The sequence below is a fragment of the Herbidospora cretacea genome (assembly GCF_001570605.1).
Taxonomy (GTDB): Bacteria; Actinomycetota; Actinomycetes; order Streptosporangiales; family Streptosporangiaceae; genus Herbidospora; species Herbidospora cretacea.
Genome location: NZ_BBXG01000005.1, coordinates 241,421 through 259,136, shown reverse-complemented (window position 1 = coordinate 259,136; position 17,716 = coordinate 241,421). Strand labels below are relative to the sequence as shown.

The 17,716-nt window shown below is 71.8% G+C and carries 19 protein-coding genes; 8 read left to right on the top strand and 11 right to left on the bottom strand.

From position 1 onward, the window contains the following. The first annotated feature begins 85 nt into the window (after nt 1-85). Nucleotides 86-2,215 carry a lamin tail domain-containing protein gene (locus AW270_RS37645; protein WP_218009192.1) on the top strand — a complete coding sequence of 710 codons (2,130 nt, stop codon included), beginning with the start codon at nt 86-88 and terminating at the stop codon, nt 2,213-2,215. A 54-nt stretch (nt 2,216-2,269) separates the two neighbouring features. On the opposite strand, the gene AW270_RS12160 is transcribed toward AW270_RS37645, so the two are convergent. Further along, the gene (locus AW270_RS12160; RefSeq protein ID WP_061293982.1) at nt 2,270-2,827 is read right to left on the bottom strand and encodes a hypothetical protein; all 558 of its coding nucleotides are present in this window, start codon (nt 2,825-2,827) and stop codon (nt 2,270-2,272) included. A 180-nt stretch (nt 2,828-3,007) separates the two neighbouring features. Here AW270_RS12160 and AW270_RS12155 point away from each other — a divergent pair, with 180 nt between their 5' ends. From AW270_RS12155 to AW270_RS12140, 4 genes are read left to right on the top strand one after another with little or no spacing between them, the layout of a single operon-like run. After that, nucleotides 3,008-3,514, top strand: coding sequence for a sigma-70 family RNA polymerase sigma factor (locus AW270_RS12155; protein WP_218009191.1), 507 nt, complete (start codon nt 3,008-3,010; stop codon nt 3,512-3,514). Next, a complete protein-coding gene (locus AW270_RS12150; protein WP_061293978.1) occupies nt 3,498-4,523 on the top strand; it encodes a hypothetical protein in 1,026 nt (341 codons plus the stop codon). The genes AW270_RS12155 and AW270_RS12150 overlap by 17 nt, the downstream gene beginning before the upstream one ends. Next, nucleotides 4,520-5,419 carry an ABC transporter ATP-binding protein gene (locus AW270_RS12145; RefSeq protein ID WP_061293976.1) on the top strand — a complete coding sequence of 300 codons (900 nt, stop codon included), beginning with the start codon at nt 4,520-4,522 and terminating at the stop codon, nt 5,417-5,419. The genes AW270_RS12150 and AW270_RS12145 overlap by 4 nt, the downstream gene beginning before the upstream one ends. Next, on the top strand, nt 5,416-6,270 hold the full coding sequence (locus AW270_RS12140; RefSeq protein ID WP_061293974.1) for an ABC transporter permease: 855 nt from the start codon (nt 5,416-5,418) through the stop codon (nt 6,268-6,270). The genes AW270_RS12145 and AW270_RS12140 overlap by 4 nt, the downstream gene beginning before the upstream one ends. Here AW270_RS12140 and AW270_RS12135 read toward each other — a convergent pair. Genes AW270_RS12135 through AW270_RS12125 form a run of 3 tightly spaced genes read right to left on the bottom strand, consistent with a single transcriptional unit; the run spans nt 6,251 to nt 8,146 of the window. Further along, on the bottom strand, nt 6,251-6,886 hold the full coding sequence (locus AW270_RS12135; protein ID WP_061293972.1) for a TetR/AcrR family transcriptional regulator: 636 nt from the start codon (nt 6,884-6,886) through the stop codon (nt 6,251-6,253). The genes AW270_RS12140 and AW270_RS12135 overlap by 20 nt on opposite strands. A gap of 13 nt (nt 6,887-6,899) precedes the next feature. Continuing rightward, nucleotides 6,900-7,577 carry a DUF4166 domain-containing protein gene (locus AW270_RS12130; RefSeq protein ID WP_061293970.1) on the bottom strand — a complete coding sequence of 226 codons (678 nt, stop codon included), beginning with the start codon at nt 7,575-7,577 and terminating at the stop codon, nt 6,900-6,902. Next, a complete protein-coding gene (locus tag AW270_RS12125; RefSeq protein ID WP_061293969.1) occupies nt 7,574-8,146 on the bottom strand; it encodes a hypothetical protein in 573 nt (190 codons plus the stop codon). The genes AW270_RS12130 and AW270_RS12125 overlap by 4 nt, the downstream gene beginning before the upstream one ends. Before the next feature lie 155 nt (nt 8,147-8,301). Between AW270_RS12125 and AW270_RS12120 the strand changes: the two genes are divergently transcribed. Further along, nucleotides 8,302-10,542, top strand: a complete 2,241-nt coding sequence (locus AW270_RS12120; RefSeq protein ID WP_061293966.1) for a glycoside hydrolase domain-containing protein — start codon at nt 8,302-8,304, stop codon at nt 10,540-10,542. Beyond that, nucleotides 10,539-11,810, top strand: a complete 1,272-nt coding sequence (locus tag AW270_RS12115; protein ID WP_061293964.1) for a glycosyltransferase — start codon at nt 10,539-10,541, stop codon at nt 11,808-11,810. Before AW270_RS12120 ends, AW270_RS12115 begins: the two co-directional genes overlap by 4 nt. 2 nt (nt 11,811-11,812) lie before the next feature. On the opposite strand, the gene AW270_RS12110 is transcribed toward AW270_RS12115, so the two are convergent. Genes AW270_RS12110 through AW270_RS38645 form a run of 4 tightly spaced genes read right to left on the bottom strand, consistent with a single transcriptional unit; the run spans nt 11,813 to nt 14,232 of the window. Then, nucleotides 11,813-12,835, bottom strand: coding sequence for a hypothetical protein (locus tag AW270_RS12110; protein ID WP_157521875.1), 1,023 nt, complete (start codon nt 12,833-12,835; stop codon nt 11,813-11,815). Next, the gene (locus AW270_RS12105) at nt 12,832-13,668 is read right to left on the bottom strand and encodes a ThiF family adenylyltransferase (RefSeq protein WP_061293960.1); all 837 of its coding nucleotides are present in this window, start codon (nt 13,666-13,668) and stop codon (nt 12,832-12,834) included. The genes AW270_RS12110 and AW270_RS12105 overlap by 4 nt, the downstream gene beginning before the upstream one ends. Before the next feature lies 1 nt (nt 13,669). Beyond that, nucleotides 13,670-14,095 (bottom strand): type II CBASS E2 protein, encoded by a 426-nt coding sequence (locus tag AW270_RS12100; RefSeq protein WP_061293958.1) that lies wholly within the window; start codon nt 14,093-14,095, stop codon nt 13,670-13,672. Next, complete coding sequence (locus tag AW270_RS38645) at nt 14,092-14,232, bottom strand: hypothetical protein (protein WP_157521873.1); 141 nt, start codon at nt 14,230-14,232, stop codon at nt 14,092-14,094. Before AW270_RS38645 ends, AW270_RS12100 begins: the two co-directional genes overlap by 4 nt. A gap of 74 nt (nt 14,233-14,306) precedes the next feature. Here AW270_RS38645 and AW270_RS39495 point away from each other — a divergent pair, with 74 nt between their 5' ends. Continuing rightward, nucleotides 14,307-14,513 carry a hypothetical protein gene (locus AW270_RS39495; RefSeq protein WP_169807298.1) on the top strand — a complete coding sequence of 69 codons (207 nt, stop codon included), beginning with the start codon at nt 14,307-14,309 and terminating at the stop codon, nt 14,511-14,513. Here AW270_RS39495 and AW270_RS12095 read toward each other — a convergent pair. The 3 genes from AW270_RS12095 to AW270_RS12085 are packed head-to-tail and all read right to left on the bottom strand — an operon-like array spanning nt 14,446 to nt 17,250. After that, entirely contained in the window at nt 14,446-15,936 is a 1,491-nt protein-coding gene (locus tag AW270_RS12095) for a CATRA conflict system CASPASE/TPR repeat-associated protein (RefSeq protein ID WP_061293956.1), read from the bottom strand. The two genes, AW270_RS39495 and AW270_RS12095, sit on opposite strands and share 68 nt — an antisense overlap. Beyond that, nucleotides 15,933-16,223 carry a CATRA system-associated protein gene (locus AW270_RS12090; RefSeq protein ID WP_061293954.1) on the bottom strand — a complete coding sequence of 97 codons (291 nt, stop codon included), beginning with the start codon at nt 16,221-16,223 and terminating at the stop codon, nt 15,933-15,935. The genes AW270_RS12095 and AW270_RS12090 overlap by 4 nt, the downstream gene beginning before the upstream one ends. Continuing rightward, on the bottom strand, nt 16,216-17,250 hold the full coding sequence (locus tag AW270_RS12085) for an AfsR/SARP family transcriptional regulator (protein ID WP_245674678.1): 1,035 nt from the start codon (nt 17,248-17,250) through the stop codon (nt 16,216-16,218). Before AW270_RS12085 ends, AW270_RS12090 begins: the two co-directional genes overlap by 8 nt. Nucleotides 17,251-17,716 lie beyond the last annotated feature (466 nt).

Below are 17,716 nucleotides of genomic sequence, written 5' to 3'. Positions count from 1 at the left end.
CAGGACTTGTTCGCTCCGCATTTCCCTCGGCGTCGCCGGGATGCACCAAGCTGCTGGCACGTTCCCTGTTCGAAGAGAGCCCACATTGCGTAAGAGCTGGCGGCGGACCGTCGCATTAGTCGTCCCGTTGTTGACCGCCGCGCCACTCCTGGTGACCCAGGCCCGGGCCGCCGACCCGGTTCCGTCGATCAAGGTGAACGAGGTCGAGTCGAACGGCGGCACCCCCGGTGACTGGGTCGAGCTGACCAACACCGGCGGCAGCCCGGTCGACGTGTCGGGCTGGATCGTCAAGGACAACGACGACACCCACATCTACCCGATCCCGGCCGGCAGCGTGATCGCCCCGGGCGGCTTCCTGCCCGTCGACGTCGAACTCGCCTACGGTCTCGGCGCCGCCGACTCCGCGCGCCTCTACTCGGCCGACGGCCTGACCCTGGTCGACTCCCACACCTGGGCCGCGCACGCCGCCAGCACCTACGGCCGCTGCCCCGACGGCACCGGCGCGTTCACCGACACCACCTCCACCAGGGGCGCGGCCAACTCCTGCGGCCCGACCGGCCCGGCCGCCACGCCGTGGCCCGGTGGCGCGGAGGTCGCCACGGCCGACGGCGCGAACGTGCTCGGCGGCAACATGAGCGGCCTGTACTACCGGGAGCCGGGCGAGCTGTGGGCGGTCAGGAACGGCCCCGGCACCCTCTACCGCCTGGAGTGGGACGGCACCACGTGGGCCCCCGCCACCACGCACCCCCTGAGGTTCCCGACCGGTCTCGGCGACCCCGACGCCGAGGGCGTCACCCTCACGAACGCAGGTCCGGCGGGCGGCGTCTTCGTCTCGACCGAGCGCGACAACGGCGTCAGCGGCGTCAGCCGCCCGGCCGTCCTCCGCTTCGACCCGACCGGCGTGAACACCACGCTCACCGCCACCAAGGAGTGGGTCCTCACCGCCGACCTGCCGACCGTCGGCGCGAACGCGGGCCTGGAGGCCATCACCTGGGTCCCCGACTCCTACCTGACGTCCAAGGGCTTCGTCGACGAGAGGACCGGCGCGGCCTACGAACCGGCCGACTACCCGAACCACGGCGACGGCCTGTTCTTCGTCGGCGTCGAGGGCAACGGCGGCGTTTACGCCTACGCCCTGGACCAGAACGGCACCGCCTTCACCAAGGTCGCCACGATCGCCAGCGGCTTCCCGGGCGTCATGGAGCTCACGTACGACCCCGAGATCGAGAAGCTCTGGGTCGTCTGCGACGACACCTGCCAGGGCCGCAGCGCCCTCTTCGACGTGAACGCCTCCGGGAGGTTCGCCTCGACGGTCCTCCACGACCGCCCGGCGGGCATGCCGAACCTCAACAACGAGGGCTTCGCCGTCGCCCCGCAGACCGAGTGCGTGGCCGGCCGGAAGCCGGTCCTGTGGACCGACGACGGCAACACCGGCGGCCACGCCCTGCGCACCGGCACGGTGAACTGCACCGTCCTCGACCTGGACGCCGATGACGACGGCATCGACGACGACGTCGACGTCAAGCCCGCCGACCCGGCCAACGAGACCTTCTCCGACCGGCCCGGGGGCACCACGTCGGGCAGGGTGCTGGCGCGCGGCGGCCGTACGGTGACCGTCTCCGACACCGGCCCGGCCGGTGTCCTGCTCACCGTCGGCGCGGGCGCCGACCCGGCGAGAACCCAGTTCGACGGCGTCTTCGGCACGGTCGAGTACACCACCGGCACCTACCGCCTGACCGCAAGCGGCAGGACCTCCACCGTCACCGCCCTGAGCGGCCGGGCCGTGGTGAAGGTGGCCGTGAACGGCACCCCGGTCACGCTGACCGTCGGCGCGGGCGGCTCGGTCACCCTGACCGAGGTCGCGGGCTCCGGCACGGTCGCGGCCGTCACCGGCATCGACCGGACCGGCGAGGTCACCCTCACCGCGAACGGCGTCGGGACCTGCGGCGACATCGTCGCCCGCAACGTCATCACGGCCGCCGCGGGCGTGTCGTCGATCGCGGGCACCCCCGATGACGACCTGATCATCGGCCGCTCGGGCGACGACCTCATCACCGGCAACGGCGGCGACGACTGCGTCTTCGGCCAGGGCGGCGACGACCGGCTCCAGGGCGGCAACGACGCCGACTCCTTCGACTGCGGCACGGGCGCCGACGAGGCCCGCCCGCTGCGCGGCGCGAACGTCAACGTCGAGGGCCGCTGCGAGACCTTCTGACCGGAAAGCGGCAGAGCCCGTGACCTGGGGCCACGGGCTCTGTCCGTACGGGGGTCAGGGGACCCGGATCTCTCCGTACTCGTGGGCGGTGCGGCCGTTCTCGTCGCCGTAGTGGTAGCGGCCCGTCATGATCGCCGCGCCCGGCGCGATGGAGGCGTGCTTGCTCTCCTTCATGTCGGCCGTCCACTGGCGGTAGAGGATCCGCAGGCTCTGGCCGCGCCATTCGAGCTTCTTGGCGTAGTAGGTGGTGGAGCCGTTCTCGTCGCCGTAGTGGGAGCGGCCGACGAGCGCGTAACCGTCGGGGACGGTGTACTTGCCGCCGCTCTCCTTCACGGTGACCTTGTAGGGCGTGTACAGCGCCTCCACCCGCGTCCCGTCGATCACGACGATGCCGCAGTAGTAGGTGGTGTTGCCGGTCTCGTCGCCGGTGTGCGCGCGGCCGATCATCACCTCGTCCTGCGGGCACATGAAGCTGCTGCCCGGTTCGCGGACCGTCCCGACGTAGCCTCGGTAGACGTTGACGTCGTGGTCCGCGGCGCTCGCCGGGGTCGCCGGGAGCAGGGCCAGGGCGGCCAAGGCGGCGGTGGCCACCGGCACGGCCTTCGTGAACATCGTGTTCTCTCCAGTTCCTCGTTGTCTCGACGAGAACTCTGGATCACGTCACTTGGGGCGCGTTGAAAGCGCTCTTGGAGCCCGCTGGGCGGTCCACTGGGAGACGTGTCACAACGGGGCGCCGGGCGGTGCTCTACCTATGTGAACGTCGTACAGGTAAGCGTCGGAAGGGACGTCGTCGTGGGGTCCGATCCGCCGGTCCGGGCCGACCTGGAGCAGGTGTTCCGGGCCGCCTATCCGCGTGTCGTCGCGGTCGCGGCCCGCGTGCTCGGGTCGCGGGACGAGGCGGAGGACGTCGCGCAGGAGGTGTTCCTCGCGTTCGGCCGCTCCACCGTGCCCGCGGGTGAGGCGGCCGGATGGCTGGCGGTGGCCGCCGCGCACACCGCGCTCAACCACCTGCGGTCGGGCCGCCGCCGGGCCGCCCGGGAGGAGAACGCCCCCGGCGAGACCGTCGCCCCCGACATCGCCGACGCCGTCGTGACCAGGGACGAGCGTCGCCGCGTCCGCGCGGCGCTGGCCACGCTGCCGCGCCGTCAGGCGGTCGCCCTGGTCCTGCGGCACAGCGGCCTCAGCTACGCCGAGGTCGCCGCCGCCCTCGATCTTTCTCCCGGCAGCGTCGGCACGATCGTGCGACGGGCCGAGTCCGCTCTGCGCAAGGAGTTGAACCGTCATGCGTCATCCGACTGACGGCACGCTGCGCCGGCTCCTCGACGAGCCGGACGGGGTCGCCGACACCGACCGCGCCCACATCGCCGACTGCCCGATCTGCCAGGACGGGCTGGATGGGGCCCGCGCCGACGCGGCCTTCGCCGCCGCCGCGCTGGACACCGCTTTCGAGGTGGACGTCGACACCGCCTGGACCCGCTTTTCCGCCGCCGGACCGCGCCCCAGGATGCGGGTGACGAGCCGCTGGCGCACCCGCCTGCGCAGCCCCGTCGTGGCCATCGCGGGCGCGGCCGTCCTGCTGACCGGCGCCGGAGCGGCCGCCGCCGCCGACTGGCTCCAGATCTTCCACACCGAGCGGATCGCCCCGATCACCGCGCCCCAGGCCGAACTGGCCAAGCTCCCGGAGCTGGAGGAGTTCGGCGATCTCCGGATCACCGAGAAGCTGTCGGTACGTCCCGTCGACGCCGCCGAGCTCAGGCTTCCCCGCGAGTTGCCGCGCGGGGTGACGGGCGAGCCCGGCTACTTCGTCATCGACAAGGCCGGCGGCACGTTCACCTTCTCCGCCGCCAAGACCGCCCGGACCGCCGCCAAGGCCGGCGCGACCGCCCCGCCCGCGCCGCCGGGCCTCGACGGGAGCCGGTTCATGCTGTCGGCGGGCCCGGGGGCGGCCGCCGTCTGGGCGTCGGAGCACGAGGTCCCCGCCCTGGTCGTGGCGCGGGTGACCGCGCCCACGGTGTACTCCTCGGGGGTGCCGTTCGCGACCGTCCGCGACTACCTGACGTCGCTGACGTTCATCCCCGACGACGTCGCGGCGCAGTTGCGCGCCTTCTCCGGCGGCGAGACGCTGCCGCTGTTCTCCTCGGTCGAGGAGAAGCAGACCTCACCCGCCGACGTCGGCGGGCGGCCCGCGACCCTGGTCACCACGGGCGGCATGAACGGCGTCGTCTGGGTCGAGGACGGGCAGATCAACGCTGTTGCCGGCGCGCTGACCGCCGATGAGGTCCTCACCGTCGCCAGGGAGCTGCGATGAACGCCGTCTGGGCCTCCGGCCTGCGCAAACGCTACCGGAAGAGGACCGCCGTCGACGGCGTGTCGTTCTCCGTCGCCCGTGGGGAGGTGCTGGGGCTGCTCGGCCCGAACGGCGCCGGGAAGACCACCGTCATCAAGATGATGCTCGGCCTGGTCCGCCCCGACGCGGGCGAGGTGATGCTGCTCGGCCGTCCGGTCAAGGACCCGAAGGCCCGCGCCGAGGTCGGCTACCTGCCCGAACTCTTCCGCTACCAGCCCTGGCTGACCGCGAAGGAGGTCCTCGACCTGCACGTGAGACTCGCGGGCGCGGCCGTGCCGGAGAAGGAACGCCGGGACACCCTCGGCCTGGTCGGGCTCGGCGAACGGACCGGCGACCGGGTCGGCGGGTTCTCCAAGGGCATGCAGCAGCGCCTCGGCCTGGCCGTCGCCCTCGTCGCGCGCCCGCAGTTCGTCGTGCTCGACGAGCCGACCAGCGCGCTCGACCCGGTGGGGCGGGCCGACGTCCGCGACATCGTGCTCTCCCTGAAGGAGCGCGGGGTGGCCGTGCTGCTGAACTCGCACCTCATCGGCGAGGTCGAGCGGGTCTGCGACCGCGTGGTCATCCTCGACAAGGGCCGCGTCGCCGCCTCGGGCACGCTGGAGGAGCTGCTCGGGCGCTCGGAGGTGCGGCTGCGGCTGGAGAAGCTCACCCCCGAGGCGGAGGCCCGTCTCGCCCAGGCCGGTCCGGTGAGCCGCGACGGGGAGACGATCACGGTCGCGCTGACCGAGCCCGGCGTGGACCTGATCCCCGACCTGGTGGCCGACCTGGTCGCACTGGGGGTGCGGGTCCACGCGGTCGAACCCGGCCGCGTCAGCCTGGAGGACCGCCTGCTCGACATCCTGGGGAGCGACCGATGACCGTACTGACCTTCGCGGCCCTCACCCTGCGGGAGGCGTCGCGGCGCAAGGTGCTGCGGGCGCTGGCCGTGCTGACGGTCCTGCTGCTGGGCCTGTCGGCGTGGGGCTTCCACACCCTCGTGACCAAGGAGTTCGACGGCGCGCAGCTGACCAGCGGCGAACTGCGGCTGATCGCCTCGCAGCTGCTCAACCTGGTCATGTTCGGGCTGAGCCTGATCGCCGCCCTCGGCACCGCCTTCCTCGCCGGGCCCACCCTCTCGGGCGAGATGGAGTCGGGCGTCGCCCTGTCGATCATGGCCCGGCCGATCCGCCGGTCGACGGTCCTGGCCGGCAAGTGGCTGGGCCTGGTCGCCTTCGGCGGCGGCTTCGTGGCCCTGGCCGGGGTGGCCCAGTTCGTGATCGTGTACGTCACCACCGGCTACTGGCCCACGAGCCCGGTGACCGGCCTGGCGCTGCTCGCCTTCCAGACGGCGGTGCTCCTGACGCTGGGGCTGCTGTTCTCGACGCTGATCTCCCCGATGGCGTCGGGCGTGGTCGCGGTCGGCCTGTTCGGCGCGACCTGGATCGCGGGCGTCGTCGGGGGAGTGGGCCGGGGGCTCGGCAACGACAGCGTGGCCGCCGTCGGGACCGTCTCGCAGGTCATCCTGCCGACCGACGGGCTGTGGCGGGCCGCGATGTACGCCTTCCAGGACTCCACCGCGCTGCTCCAGTTCGGCGGGCCCGCCGTCCGGGGCGGCTTCCCGTTCCTCAGTGACACGCCGCTGACGGCCGCCTATCTCGCCTGGACGGTCGCCTGGACCCTGCTGGTGCTGGGTCTGGCGGCCCTGGTGTTCAGGCGCCGCGACCTGTAGAGCGGCGCAGCCCGGCCCGGACCGCGCGCTGCGCCAGCGGGCCCATGTCGTCGAGGGCGGTCACCAGGTCGGCGAGCTGTTCGAGCGCCGCCAGCGCGCGGTCGGCGCCGGCCCGGTCGACGCCCTCGTAGAGCTCCAGCCCGACGAAACCGGCGGCGACCGCCCTGGCCAGGCCGCCGACGTCGACGAACTCGGCCAGCGGGCCGCCCGCCAGCACCCGCCGGACGACCTCCTCGATCTCCGTCACCCACAGTTCGAGGCCGATCGCGGTGGCCGGGGCGAGCTTGGGGTCGGTCTGGCTGCCCGCCAGCATCTGGGCCAGCACCGCCAGGTTGCCCGCGTCGCGCTCCTCGACGTGGAGGGCGCGCCCGAGGTCGAGCAGCTCCTTCATCGAGGTGACCGCGGCGAACCGGTCGCGGTAGGCGGCCACCCGCTGCTCCGCGGCGTGCCTGGACGCCTGTGCGAGCAGGTCGTCGACCCCGTCGAAGTGGTAGAACACCAGCGCCTGGTTGACCCCCGCCGCCGCCGCGATCGACCGGGCCGAGACGCCCGCGATGCCCCGGGTCCGCAGCGTCTCCACCGCTCCCTCGAGCAGCTTGGCGCGGGTGTCTCCCATCGGCTCTCCTCGCTCACAGGCGCGCCTGTTCGCGGCGCGGCTTCACCCTAGCGGGCACGCCGTGCTCGGCCATGTCGACGTAGGCGGCGGCGAAGGTCCCCCGGTAGCCGAACAGCGGCCCGAACCGGGGGTTGGCCACGGTCACCCGGATCCGGAACCGCCCGCTTCCCTCGTCGTAGGACTCCCGCACCACCGCCCGCCCGGTGATCAGCCGGGGCACCCGGCACGACACCCACCCCTCGGAGAACCGCAGCTCACCCGACCGGATGACCAGCCCGCCCGCGCCGTCGTCGGAGAACGCCAGGTCGGTGGCCAGATGCTGGCAGGACCCCAGGAAGTCGACGATCCGGCCGCCCGCCGCGTCGTAGACCATCGTCGCGTCGAACCGCCGCGTCCGGCGCGGCAGCTCGAAGGTCCGCACGAAGGTGACGGTCTCGCGGCCGTGCGAGTCGACGTACGGGAGATTCTCGATCCGGAACGGCACGTTCCGGCCGCTGTCGGGGACCAGCACGTTCCGCGCGGCCCCCGCCAGCAGGAACGGCCGCACCAGCGGACTGTGCCAGACGCGGTCCATCACCCCCGTCCCGACACAGCCCCGCCGCTCCTCGACGCCCACGTCGAAACGCCTCCGCAACTCGGGGTGCAGCCGCTCGAACACGGGCCCCATGGCCCGCCGGAAGATCGAGGTCATCGTCGCTCCTTGTCCCTGAACCGGCAGCGCCGGGCCGAGGGGGTGGTCGGGAGATGGGGGAGGGCGACCGCGGCCAGGGCGACCCAGAACGAGTGCGCCCACGCCACCGCGGCCACCCGGACGGCCGCCTCGGCGACCGCCTGGAGCAGGGCGAACTCGGGACGGCGGCCCCGTTCCAGCCAGAGCCGGAGCCGGTCGAACGACCACGCGGTGGCCCACCACAGGAGCGGCCGGACCATCAGGTCGAGGCCGGGGTGCCGGGGCGTGTAGTCGTACCGGGTCAGGAACCGCACGCCCGCGCGGACCGGCACGTAGCGCCAGTAGCCGGAGCCCGAGCGGATCGGCGAACGCGGGTCGCCGGAGGAGAACCGCAGCGTGGAGATCCCCCGCGACCGGTCGGCCACCGTCACCCCCTCGCCGGCGATCACGGTGAACCGGTAGCGGAAGCGGCGGGCGTCGATCGGCCGGATCTCGGTGAAGCGCAGGTCCCAGCGGGTGTGCAGTGCCGGGTCCTGGGTCAGCCGCCACAGCTCGCCGGGATCGGCGCGGACGAGCGTCTCGACGTACACGGCACCTCCCGTTTGAGCGGTCGCTCAAAACGGAGTGTAGATCGATTTGAGCGGTCGCTCAAGGGTGCAGGTCACGACGGGTTTTTAGGGAGGTGAACGAAGGATTTCACCTCGCCGAAACCTAAGGCTGGGCTGGGGCCGGATAGTGTTCCTGCATTCTCGACAACGTTGATCCCTTCATCGGCACCGCGGCCACCGACCTGCCCCCGGCGGGCGGTCTGGCCGCCACGTGGTGGTGGCCGAAACCGCAGGTGGGCAACACCCACCCCGGGGCCACCTCACCTCTCGGCATGGTCTCGGCCTGTGCCTACTCCGGTGCCTATCCGACCGGTTACGGTCGTTACGCCAAGAACACCGAAGGCGTGCCCGAGGCGATGTTCGACCGCCTCCAGGCCAGCGGGTTCACCCACTTCCAGCAGTCGGGCACCGGCGCGATCCGCAAGTACTACAACTACGTGCGGGTCACCCCGATGGTGCAGCCCCTCGACGACCTCGGTCAGTCGTGGCCGCTGCTCGACGAGGAGGCCTCGCCCGGCTACTACGCCGCCACCCTCGACACCGGCATCCGCTGCGAGGTCACGGTCGGCCAGCGGGTGGCGGTCCACCGCTACACCTTCCCGCAGCACAGCAGCGCCCGCGTGGTCGTCGACCTGTCGTGCGGCGGGCTGGCGATCGAGCTCGGCCGCACCGTCCCGCTGCGCGCGCAGGTGGAGAACATCGGCCACGGCCGGGTCCAGGGCACCGTCGTCATGGAGGGCGTGCCGCTGTCGGTCTACGTCGACGTCGAGGCCCCCGGCTGGCGCCAGATGCTCTGGTACGACCGGCGGCTGATCGACGGCGGCACCCGCCTCGACTTCGACAGCATCCGCCACACCACGCTGCGCCCCTTCGGCATGCTCTACATGGGCCCCACGACGGCCGGGCAGACCATCGAGGTCCGCATGGGCTTCTCGCTGCGCGGCTGCGACCAGGCCAGGGAGAACCTCGAACGCGAGTGCGGCACCGGCCAGTCGGCGTTCGACATCGTCAAGCTGCGCACCCGCGCCCGGTGGGGCGACCACCTCGACCGCGTCAAGGTCGAGGGCGGCACCCCGGCCCGCCGGACGGTCTACTCGACCGCGCTCTACCACTCCCTGATCAAGCCGTGCATCGTCGACGACGAGAGCCCGTTCTGGCCCTCGCCCGGCCCCTACGCCTTCGACGTCTGCACGATGTGGGACATCTACAAGACCCAGCTCCCGCTGCTCATGGCCATCGCGCCCGACCGCGCGGCGGGGCTCCTCGAGTCGCTGATCCGGGTCTGCGAGGAGGAGGGCAACTTCCCGATCGGCTACCGCATGGCCCGCGGCGCCGACCGGTTCTTCCGCCAGGGCAGCGCGCTGGCCCACACCGCCCTCGCCGACGCCCACGCCCTCGGCCTGCCCGACCTCGACTGGAGCTGGGCGCTCGTCCACATGACCGACGACCTGCGGCGGATGTACGGCGAGGACTTCTTCGAGCACGGCGTCGTCCACCCGATCACCCACACCCTCGACCTGGCCTACGGTCACCACCTGACCGCCCAGCTCGCCCGCGCGCTCAACGACACCAAGCTCGCCGACGACCTGGCCCGCCGCGCCAACGGCTGGGTCAACGCCTTCGACCCCGGCACCGGCCTGCTCCGTGACTCGGAGTTCTACGAGGGCGGCAAGTGGAACTACTCCTTCCGGCTGCTCCACGACATGGCCGCCCGCATCGCGCTGGCCGGGGGAGACCAGGAGTTCATCGCCAAGCTCGACCAGTTCTTCGGCTACGGCGCCGCCCCGGTGAAGCAGGCCGGCCAGCGCCCGCAGATCGCCGAGATGGCCGCCGGATACGCCCTCAACCGCTTCGAGGGCCTGAACAACGAACCCGACATGGAGGCCCCATGGGCTTATCACTACGCGGGACGCCCTGACCGTACCGCTGAGATCATCAACTCGGCGCTGACGTGGCAGTTCGGCACCGGCCCGGGCGGTCTGCCGGGAAACGACGACTCCGGCGGTCTGAGCTCCTGGTATGTCTGGGCGTCGCTCGGGCTGTTCCCGGTCGCCGGGCAGAACCTCTTCCTGATCAACGCGCCCGCGTTCGAACGGTCGGTCCTGAGGGTAAGAGAAGGCGAGTTCGTCATCGAGGCCAGTGGCCTCAACGAGGCGCCGATCAGCTCCGACGGCGCCGACCGCGAGCCCCCGGTCCAATACGTCCAGTCGGCGACCCTCGACGGGCGCCCGCTGCATGCCGCGCACCTGACCGCTGCCACCGTCCACCGCGGCGGCAGACTGCACCTGCGACTCGGCCCCGAGCCATCGGGATGGGGACGGGGTGTCCGCCCGCCGTCCCTGTCCGATCCCCCCGCGACACCGGAGGAGTTTCGATGACCCACCCCCGTCGCCGCCTTGTGATCGTCGTCAGGGCCGATCCGGTCATCTGCGGCCATTCCGGCGAGGCCCGTAACCTCGCCGAAGTGGCGCTGACCCGAGGTTACGACGACGTCAGGCTGCTGACCTGGCCCATTCCGGCTCTCCAAGCGGCCGGCCTGCCCCTCAAGCCTCTCGACCGGCTGCTGCCCTACAGCCCCGGCATCACCGTCGAACGCCCCGAACCGGTCGGCGACTACCGGGTTCCCGACGGCCGTCACCTGGCCGGCCTCACCGGGCGCCTGGTCGAACTGCTGGCCGAGCCGGTGCCGACGACCTGCCTGTCGATGTACACCGTGCCCCACGCCAACGTGGTGCTCGACGCCGTCAACGCGGCCAGGGCGGCGGGGTTCGCCCCCGACGTCCACACCATCGCCAAGGCGGTCGGCTCCGACGTCACCAACGTCATCCGCAACTGCCTGCGCGACAACCGCTTCGGCGCGGCCACCGCCCTGTTCACCACGTTCCTGTCCAACGACGAGGTCGTCGCGGTCTCCGACTACACCCGTGACGAGATCATCGACTCGGCCGCGCTGGTCGACGCCCAGGTCGGCACCTCCTTCGCGGAGCAGTGCCGCCGCCGGGTGACAGTCAGCTACCCGCCGATCGACTCCTCGGCGTTCCTCGACCCCGACCCCGCGCTGGTCGACGCCGCCCTCGCGCGCCGGGGCCTGGAAAGGGACAACTACCTGCTGTTCCTGTCCCGGGTCACGCCCGCGAAGGGCATCTTCGACCTGCTGGCCGCCTTCCGCCAGGCGCGCAGCCGGGAGAAGGTGAAGCTCGTGGTCACCGGCACCGGCACCGCCCTGGCGCAGGTGCAGGCGATCGCGGCGGGCGACGAGCACGTGGTCGTCCTCACCGACGTCGACGACAACGAGAAGCCCCTGCTCATGCGGGGAAGCGCGGCCTACGTGCTGCCGACCAAGCCCGAGCCCGACTTCGTCGAGACGTTCGGCATCGCCCTGGCCGAGAAGATGCTCGCCGGGGGCGGCCCGATCATCACGACCGACACCGGCGGGACGCTGGAGGCGGTCGGCGACACGGCGATCATCGTCGAGCAGGGCGACGTGGCCGGGATCGCCGCCGCCATCGACCGGGTGGTGCTCGACATGAACGGCACCGAACGCCGGGACCTGGAAGTGCGGGCCCGCGACTGGGCGATGCAGTTCGACCGCGAGGCCGTCTTCGACGACCTGTTCCCCGACACGGCGCTGCGCGCGAGCGCCTGAACCTAGAGATCGCGGCCCGGGGGCCTCTCCTCCGGGCCGTTCTCCTCGTCCCAGGTGTCGTCCCAGGTGACGCGGCCGCCGGTGATGAGGTCGGTGAGCCGGGACAGCGCGAAGTGGAAGCCGCTCTCCCGCTGCGCCGCCGACGGCAGCGTGTAGCGGACGGCGTTGGCCCCGTCGCTGGTCCGCACGTCCACGATCGGCGGCGTCGCGGGGAAGTCCTCGGGATAGACGTACTCGCAGTCGGCGGTGGTGCCGGACAGGTCGATGCGGCCGCGCCAGACCATCAAGCCCCGCCGCAGGAACGGCCGCAGGCCGGGATAGCGGGCCAGCCAGATCCGGTCCTCCAGCAGGACCGCCTTCCCGGCCGCGGTCCGCGCCCACGTCACGCCGCCGTCAGGCGGTTCCGGCCGGAGGCGGCCGGCGATCTCGGCGATCCGGTTGGCGACCGGGTTCGGGCCCTGGACGACCGTCACGTCGGCCGGGTCGATCTCCAGGAACCCCGGCCGGCCGCGCAGGAAGACGAAGTGACGCCCACCCGTCAGCCCGGCGAAGTCCACGGCCAGCGACGACAGCAGGAAGTCGTGCTCGTGGCCGGGGTTGTTGACGGTGACCGCGCCGGTCCGCTCGTCGCCCTGGCTCAGGGTGTCGAGGCCGTTGGGGTGGTGGCTGTGCCAGATGCCGAGGAAGTGCAGGTCCGGGACGTCCCTGGCGACCTCCTGGAACAGCCGGAACTGGTAGTCGGTGTCGGACAGGTGGTGGACGGCCGTCCGGTCCTTGCCGGGGCCGGCGTCGAGGTAGGCGACCACGATCACGCGCAGCTCGGCCAGGTCGTCACGCCACCGCTCCGAACCGGCGGAGAAGCCGCCCTCCACGAAGCCGACGAACTTGCCGCCGACCTCGATGCCGGGGTTGGCGCGGATCTCGTCGAGCGCCCGGGCGACGACGTCCTCGTGCAGCTCCAGCCGCAGGCGCACCAGGCCGGCGTCCTGCCGCGGCCTCCGGGTCAGGCCCCTGAAACCGGTCACGCCCGCTCGCCCCCGCACGTGAGCAGGCAGTCGTGCTGCGCCTGGACCAGGAGCCGCTTGGTCTGGTAGTGGGAGGTGAAGACCCCCTTCTCCGGACGGATCCCGATCGTCATCCAGTTGAAGTTGAGCCTCGGGACGTACCGCGACCGGCCCCCGAGCACGACGCTCCACGCCATGTGGGCCTGGAGCGAGGCCACGATCGCGATGTCGACGGCCAGGCCCGAGGTGGTGAAGTGGCTGTCGCCCAGGCCGTAGCGGTGGTGGCGCTCCTCCTCGGTGAGGTCGAGGACGTCTTCGAGGTTGGCCTGGTTGCGGTCGGCCACCAGCTGCATGCAGCTGAAGCAGCCGGTCTGGCCGGGGACGTACAGATAGACCTGGCCGCCGAGGCCGGTCCGGATGACCGAGCCGGTGAGGCAGGGCAGCCGCAGCTCCACGCAGCGGGCGTTGAGCCAGCCCCGGGCCACAGGGTCGTCGACGGCGCAGATCACCAGCTTGGAGGAGAGCGCCGCCGCGTCGAACGCCTCCGCCGACATGACGTCGGCCTGGTGCGCCCGCACCTCCGCGCCGGGATTGCGGTCGAGGATCCACTCGCGCGCGATCTCGACCTTGGGACGGCCCAGCGACGACCTGGGCGCCGGGTGCTTGACCAGGTTCACCGGCTCCAGCACGTCGGGGTCGAAGAGGTGCCACCGGCGCAGGCCGGACATGACGAGCGGCTGGAGCAGCGACGCGCCGCCGCTGCCCAGCCCGACGAGGGTGATCTCGGTGTCGCCCGCGTCGAAGCCGTCGAGCAGATGGTCGATGCGCCGGGTGTCCAGGAGGGTGGGGGTCACGTCAGTGCTCCTGCTCGTTGCCGGGCCAGTAGCCCTCGCGCTTCCACACGTCGAACTTGTTGAGCCACAGGGCCGACTTGGCCACCGCGACGGCGATGGAGAAGTAGCTCCGCCACTGGTCGTCGCGCATGAGGCAGAGGTGGCCGTCGACGTAGGAGTGGGGGCTGCGCGAGTCCCAGTCGACCGGGAAGACCTTCGGGATGACGTGCGGGTAGCGCTCGGGGAGCTTGATCTTCACCGGGTAGCGCCGGCCCGCGTTGGTGGTCAGCACGCCCCTGGCCCGGATCTTGCCGCTGCCCGCCTTCCGGGTGAGCGTGAACTGGGGGAAGTAGGCCTGGAGTCTCTCCTGCTCGACGAGGAGCCGGGCCCTGGTGTCACCGCCCAGGATGAGCAGCCCCTGGGGGATCACGAAGTCGTAGTCGGTCATCGGAAGTCGCCCTTGGCGTCGTGCATCGAGACCCCGCGTTCCCCGCTGGAGGCGGGATGGATGGTCCCGTCGGAGGCGATCACGATGGGGATGTCGTCCGACTGGTTGTCGAGGATCGTTTCGGCGTTGTCCGGCATGCCACACATCGTGCGACGATGTCCGCTTCGGGGGTGCTTCCCGCGCGCTTCCGATCGCCGACGCCGTCGCGTTCGTGACGGCGGGACCCGGCGGGCCGGCGGTCCGGGTGGTCGTCTGGCTCCGGCCCTGGTCCACCGGCTCGGTCGTCGTGGTGTCGGCCGAGCACCGGCTCGACCTTCCCCTGGCCGTCCACCGGCTGCGGGTGGAGCTGGTCAGTCCCCGCGACCGCCTGCTGGGGTGCGGCGGTGGGCGGCGAGCGACGCGAAGTCTCCCGTGGTGAGCCAGTCGGTGCCGCCGTCGCGGACGTCGCAGCCCGCCGACCTCAACCGGCTGACGAGCTTCTGCCGGAAGCCCGGCCCGTCGGTCACCCGGATGTAGTTGATCCCGCCCAGGTCGGTGACCGGACGGTGCTCGCCGACCAGCAGGATCACCGTCCGCTCGGGGTTCACTCCCAGGGCGATGCCCATCTCCAGCAGCACGTTGGGCCGGGCCTGCATGCCCTCCCGGGTCTCGGCCTCGCTCTCGAAGGGCTCGTGCAGCTCGGGATGCAGCCGGACGACGTCCTCGGGCGTCAGCAGCACCACGACGGCCCTGGCCTGGGGCAGGCAGACCCTGATCACCTGGCTGAGCGTCGGCGAGCTGTGTCCCGTCATGCCGACGAGCTGGTCCCACTCCAGGGGGTTGAGCCCGATCGCCCGCAGGAAGTCGAACAGCGCTTTGCGGGCCGGTTCGTCGCGGCCGTGGACGACGAAGACGCTGCGCCGGTAGTCGGTGTCGTCGGGCTTCGGCACGTCGGTGACCTTCTTCTTGGTGAGGGAGGGGGCCGCGCGTTCGCGGGCGGCCTCGGTGTAGCCGATGTCGTGTTCCAGTTGCCGCAGGAACCAGGCCGCCAGGTCGGTGTCGTCCGGGAAGGGGCCGCCGGAGGCGGCGAGGTTGTCGGCGGCGATGGTGACCGTCCGCCGCAGGTCCCGCAGGTCGGCCGGGACGAACCGGGCGTGGTCGCGGCCGGAGCCCCGCCAGACCCGCAGTTCGTAGCGGATCTTGGCGGCGTGCAGGAGGGCGCGGGCGAGCGGCGGGATCACGGTGTCGCCGCGCGACCACACCCACGCGCTCGCGACCTCGTCGAGCTCGGGCGGCGCCGCCACCACGAGGTGCCGGACCGCCCGGTCGTCGTCGGCGGTCGCGGTCTCCCAGCAGAGCAGGCCGTCGCGGGTGATGACAGGGGGTCCCGCGTCGTCGCGGGCGACGGTGGGGAGCAGCGGGGACAGCAGCGCGGTCAGCCGCTCGGCGGGCTCGTCGTCGGTCCGGGCTAGGTGGACGCGGACCTCGCCGAGCGGAGCGGGCAGGTGCCTGGCGACGAGCGCCGCCCACTGGTGGCCCAGCCGCCGCCACCAGACCCAGTCGCCGTTCTCGGGGGCCCGCGCGGCGGCGGGGGCGAGCGCCACGGACAGGTTGAGCAGGTCGTGGTGGCGGCGCAGGATGAGCTGGCACTCGCCGCCGGGCCGCTCCACGGCGGCCACCGCGACCTCGCCGTCGGGCGGCAGATCGGTGACCGACGCCGGGAGGGCAGGGGGCAGGCTGGTGGCGGAGATCGGCTCGGTCAGGTCGAGATGCGGTCCGCACGCGTCCCACAGGTCCCGCACACCCTGGTAGGAGGTGGACCGCAGGTAGAGGTGGGCGAAGAACTGCTGGTCGTGGATCACTCGTCGGCGTCCTCGGTGATGCGGTGGACGAGGTGGTTGACGAACTCGCGCACCTTCGGGGGCGGCGGCACGACCGGGACGTCGCCCAGCCGGTGCATCCGGTCGGGGCCCAGCAGGTCGAGGGCCTCCACGGCGGCGTCCACGGCGGCGGCGTCACCCCGTTCGTAGGCGGCGGCCATCGCCCCGGCCAGGTCGGCGACGCCGTCCCAGTGCGCGGCCGGCAGCTCCCACCCCAGGGCGTCGCCGAGGATCTCCAGCACGTCGGCCCGGATGGTGTCGTCAGGCATGCGGTCCTCGTCCGTCGTTGCCGAGGGTCTCGATGAAACGTTCCACGTCGTCCATCCGAAGCTTGGCCTGCTCCTCGGTACGGACCACGATCCGCAGCTCCGGGCTGGTGGGGGCCCGGCGGCAGGCGGCGAGGAAGGTGTCGACGATCATGATGACGAGCTGCTCCCTGGACAGTTCCGTCACCCGGGCCAGACCGGAGCCGATGATCGGGATCGCCACCGGCCGGTGCAGCCCGTGCACGGCGACCGAGGCCCACAGCGAGTTCAGCGCCCGCCGCAGGTCGGCCGGCGTCGAGCGCGCGACGAGGTCGTTGCTCTGCCTGCTGTAGGCGAGGGCGAAGATCCGGCGGCCGGGCAGCGGGAGGGGCACGACCGTGCCGAGCGGATAGCGGATCAGCTTGCCGCGCTGCTTGTCCTGCCGCTCCTCCCGGGACAGCCGCTCGACGCCGCGCAGCCCGTTCTTGAGCTGCCGGTCGAGCTCTCCCCGGTCGCCCGCGTAGATCCGGTGCAGCAGTTGCCCCTGCACGCTGTCCTGGGCGATGACCACGTCGTTCTCGGTGGCGGTGTCGAAGGTGTCGCTGAAGCCGGCCACGAGGTTGGCGTCGTTCTGGTCGAACAGGTCGCCGTGCTGGACGAGCAGGGTGACCCGCAGATCGCTGAACTCGCGCCGCAGCAGCACGTGCCCGCTCCGCTCCCGCATCCGCGCCCGGACCTCGGCCAGGGTCTTGGCCGCCGCCGGGTCGTCCGGCCGCTCCTCGCTGAGCCGCTCGGCGATCGGGAGCGCGAGGTCCGGGTGGCCGAGCTCCAGGTGGGCCCGGATCAGCTCCCGCCGCGCGAAGGTGTGCAGCTCGGTCAGCCGCCGGGCCAGCCCCCGCGCGAACGCCGCGTGGGGGATGTCGGCGAGGGGCCGCCCCCGCCACAGTCCCAGCGCCTTGGTGAGCAGCGCGGCGGCCATGGCCGGGGCGGCGTAGGCGGCGCGGTTGACGAGATCGGCGAATTCCAGCCAATCGAGCTGCTCGGCGTCCAATATGAGGCGATATGCGGATTCTGAGCCATGTGTTGCGAGCAATTGCTCGGTGCGGAGCGCGTGATCGTCCGGGAGCGCCTTGCGCAGCTCGACGATCCGCTTCTGGACCTCTGTCCGATTAGCGCGAGTTATTCGCCCATTTACGGGCTCGCCCCAAATGTCGCGATATAAAACCTCGGCCGAAACGGACTCTCCCTCGGCGGCGACCAGCCGGAGCAGGAGCTTGATCGTGTAGGGCTTCAGATGGACGTCGTCCTCGTCACGCCGCAAGATCGTGGGTCCCAAGACCCCAACCTGGATACGCGCCAATTACCTCTCCAGCGCAAAACGGTCCCAGTAACCCCGGTTCGGGGGAATCCATACTAGCCACACATAAGGGAAATGCCGATCAGCTTCTCATGGCCATTTGGATATGGGGGTGCGCGAAGAATGCATACAGAGGACAAGGAGACCATGTCGGTGGTCT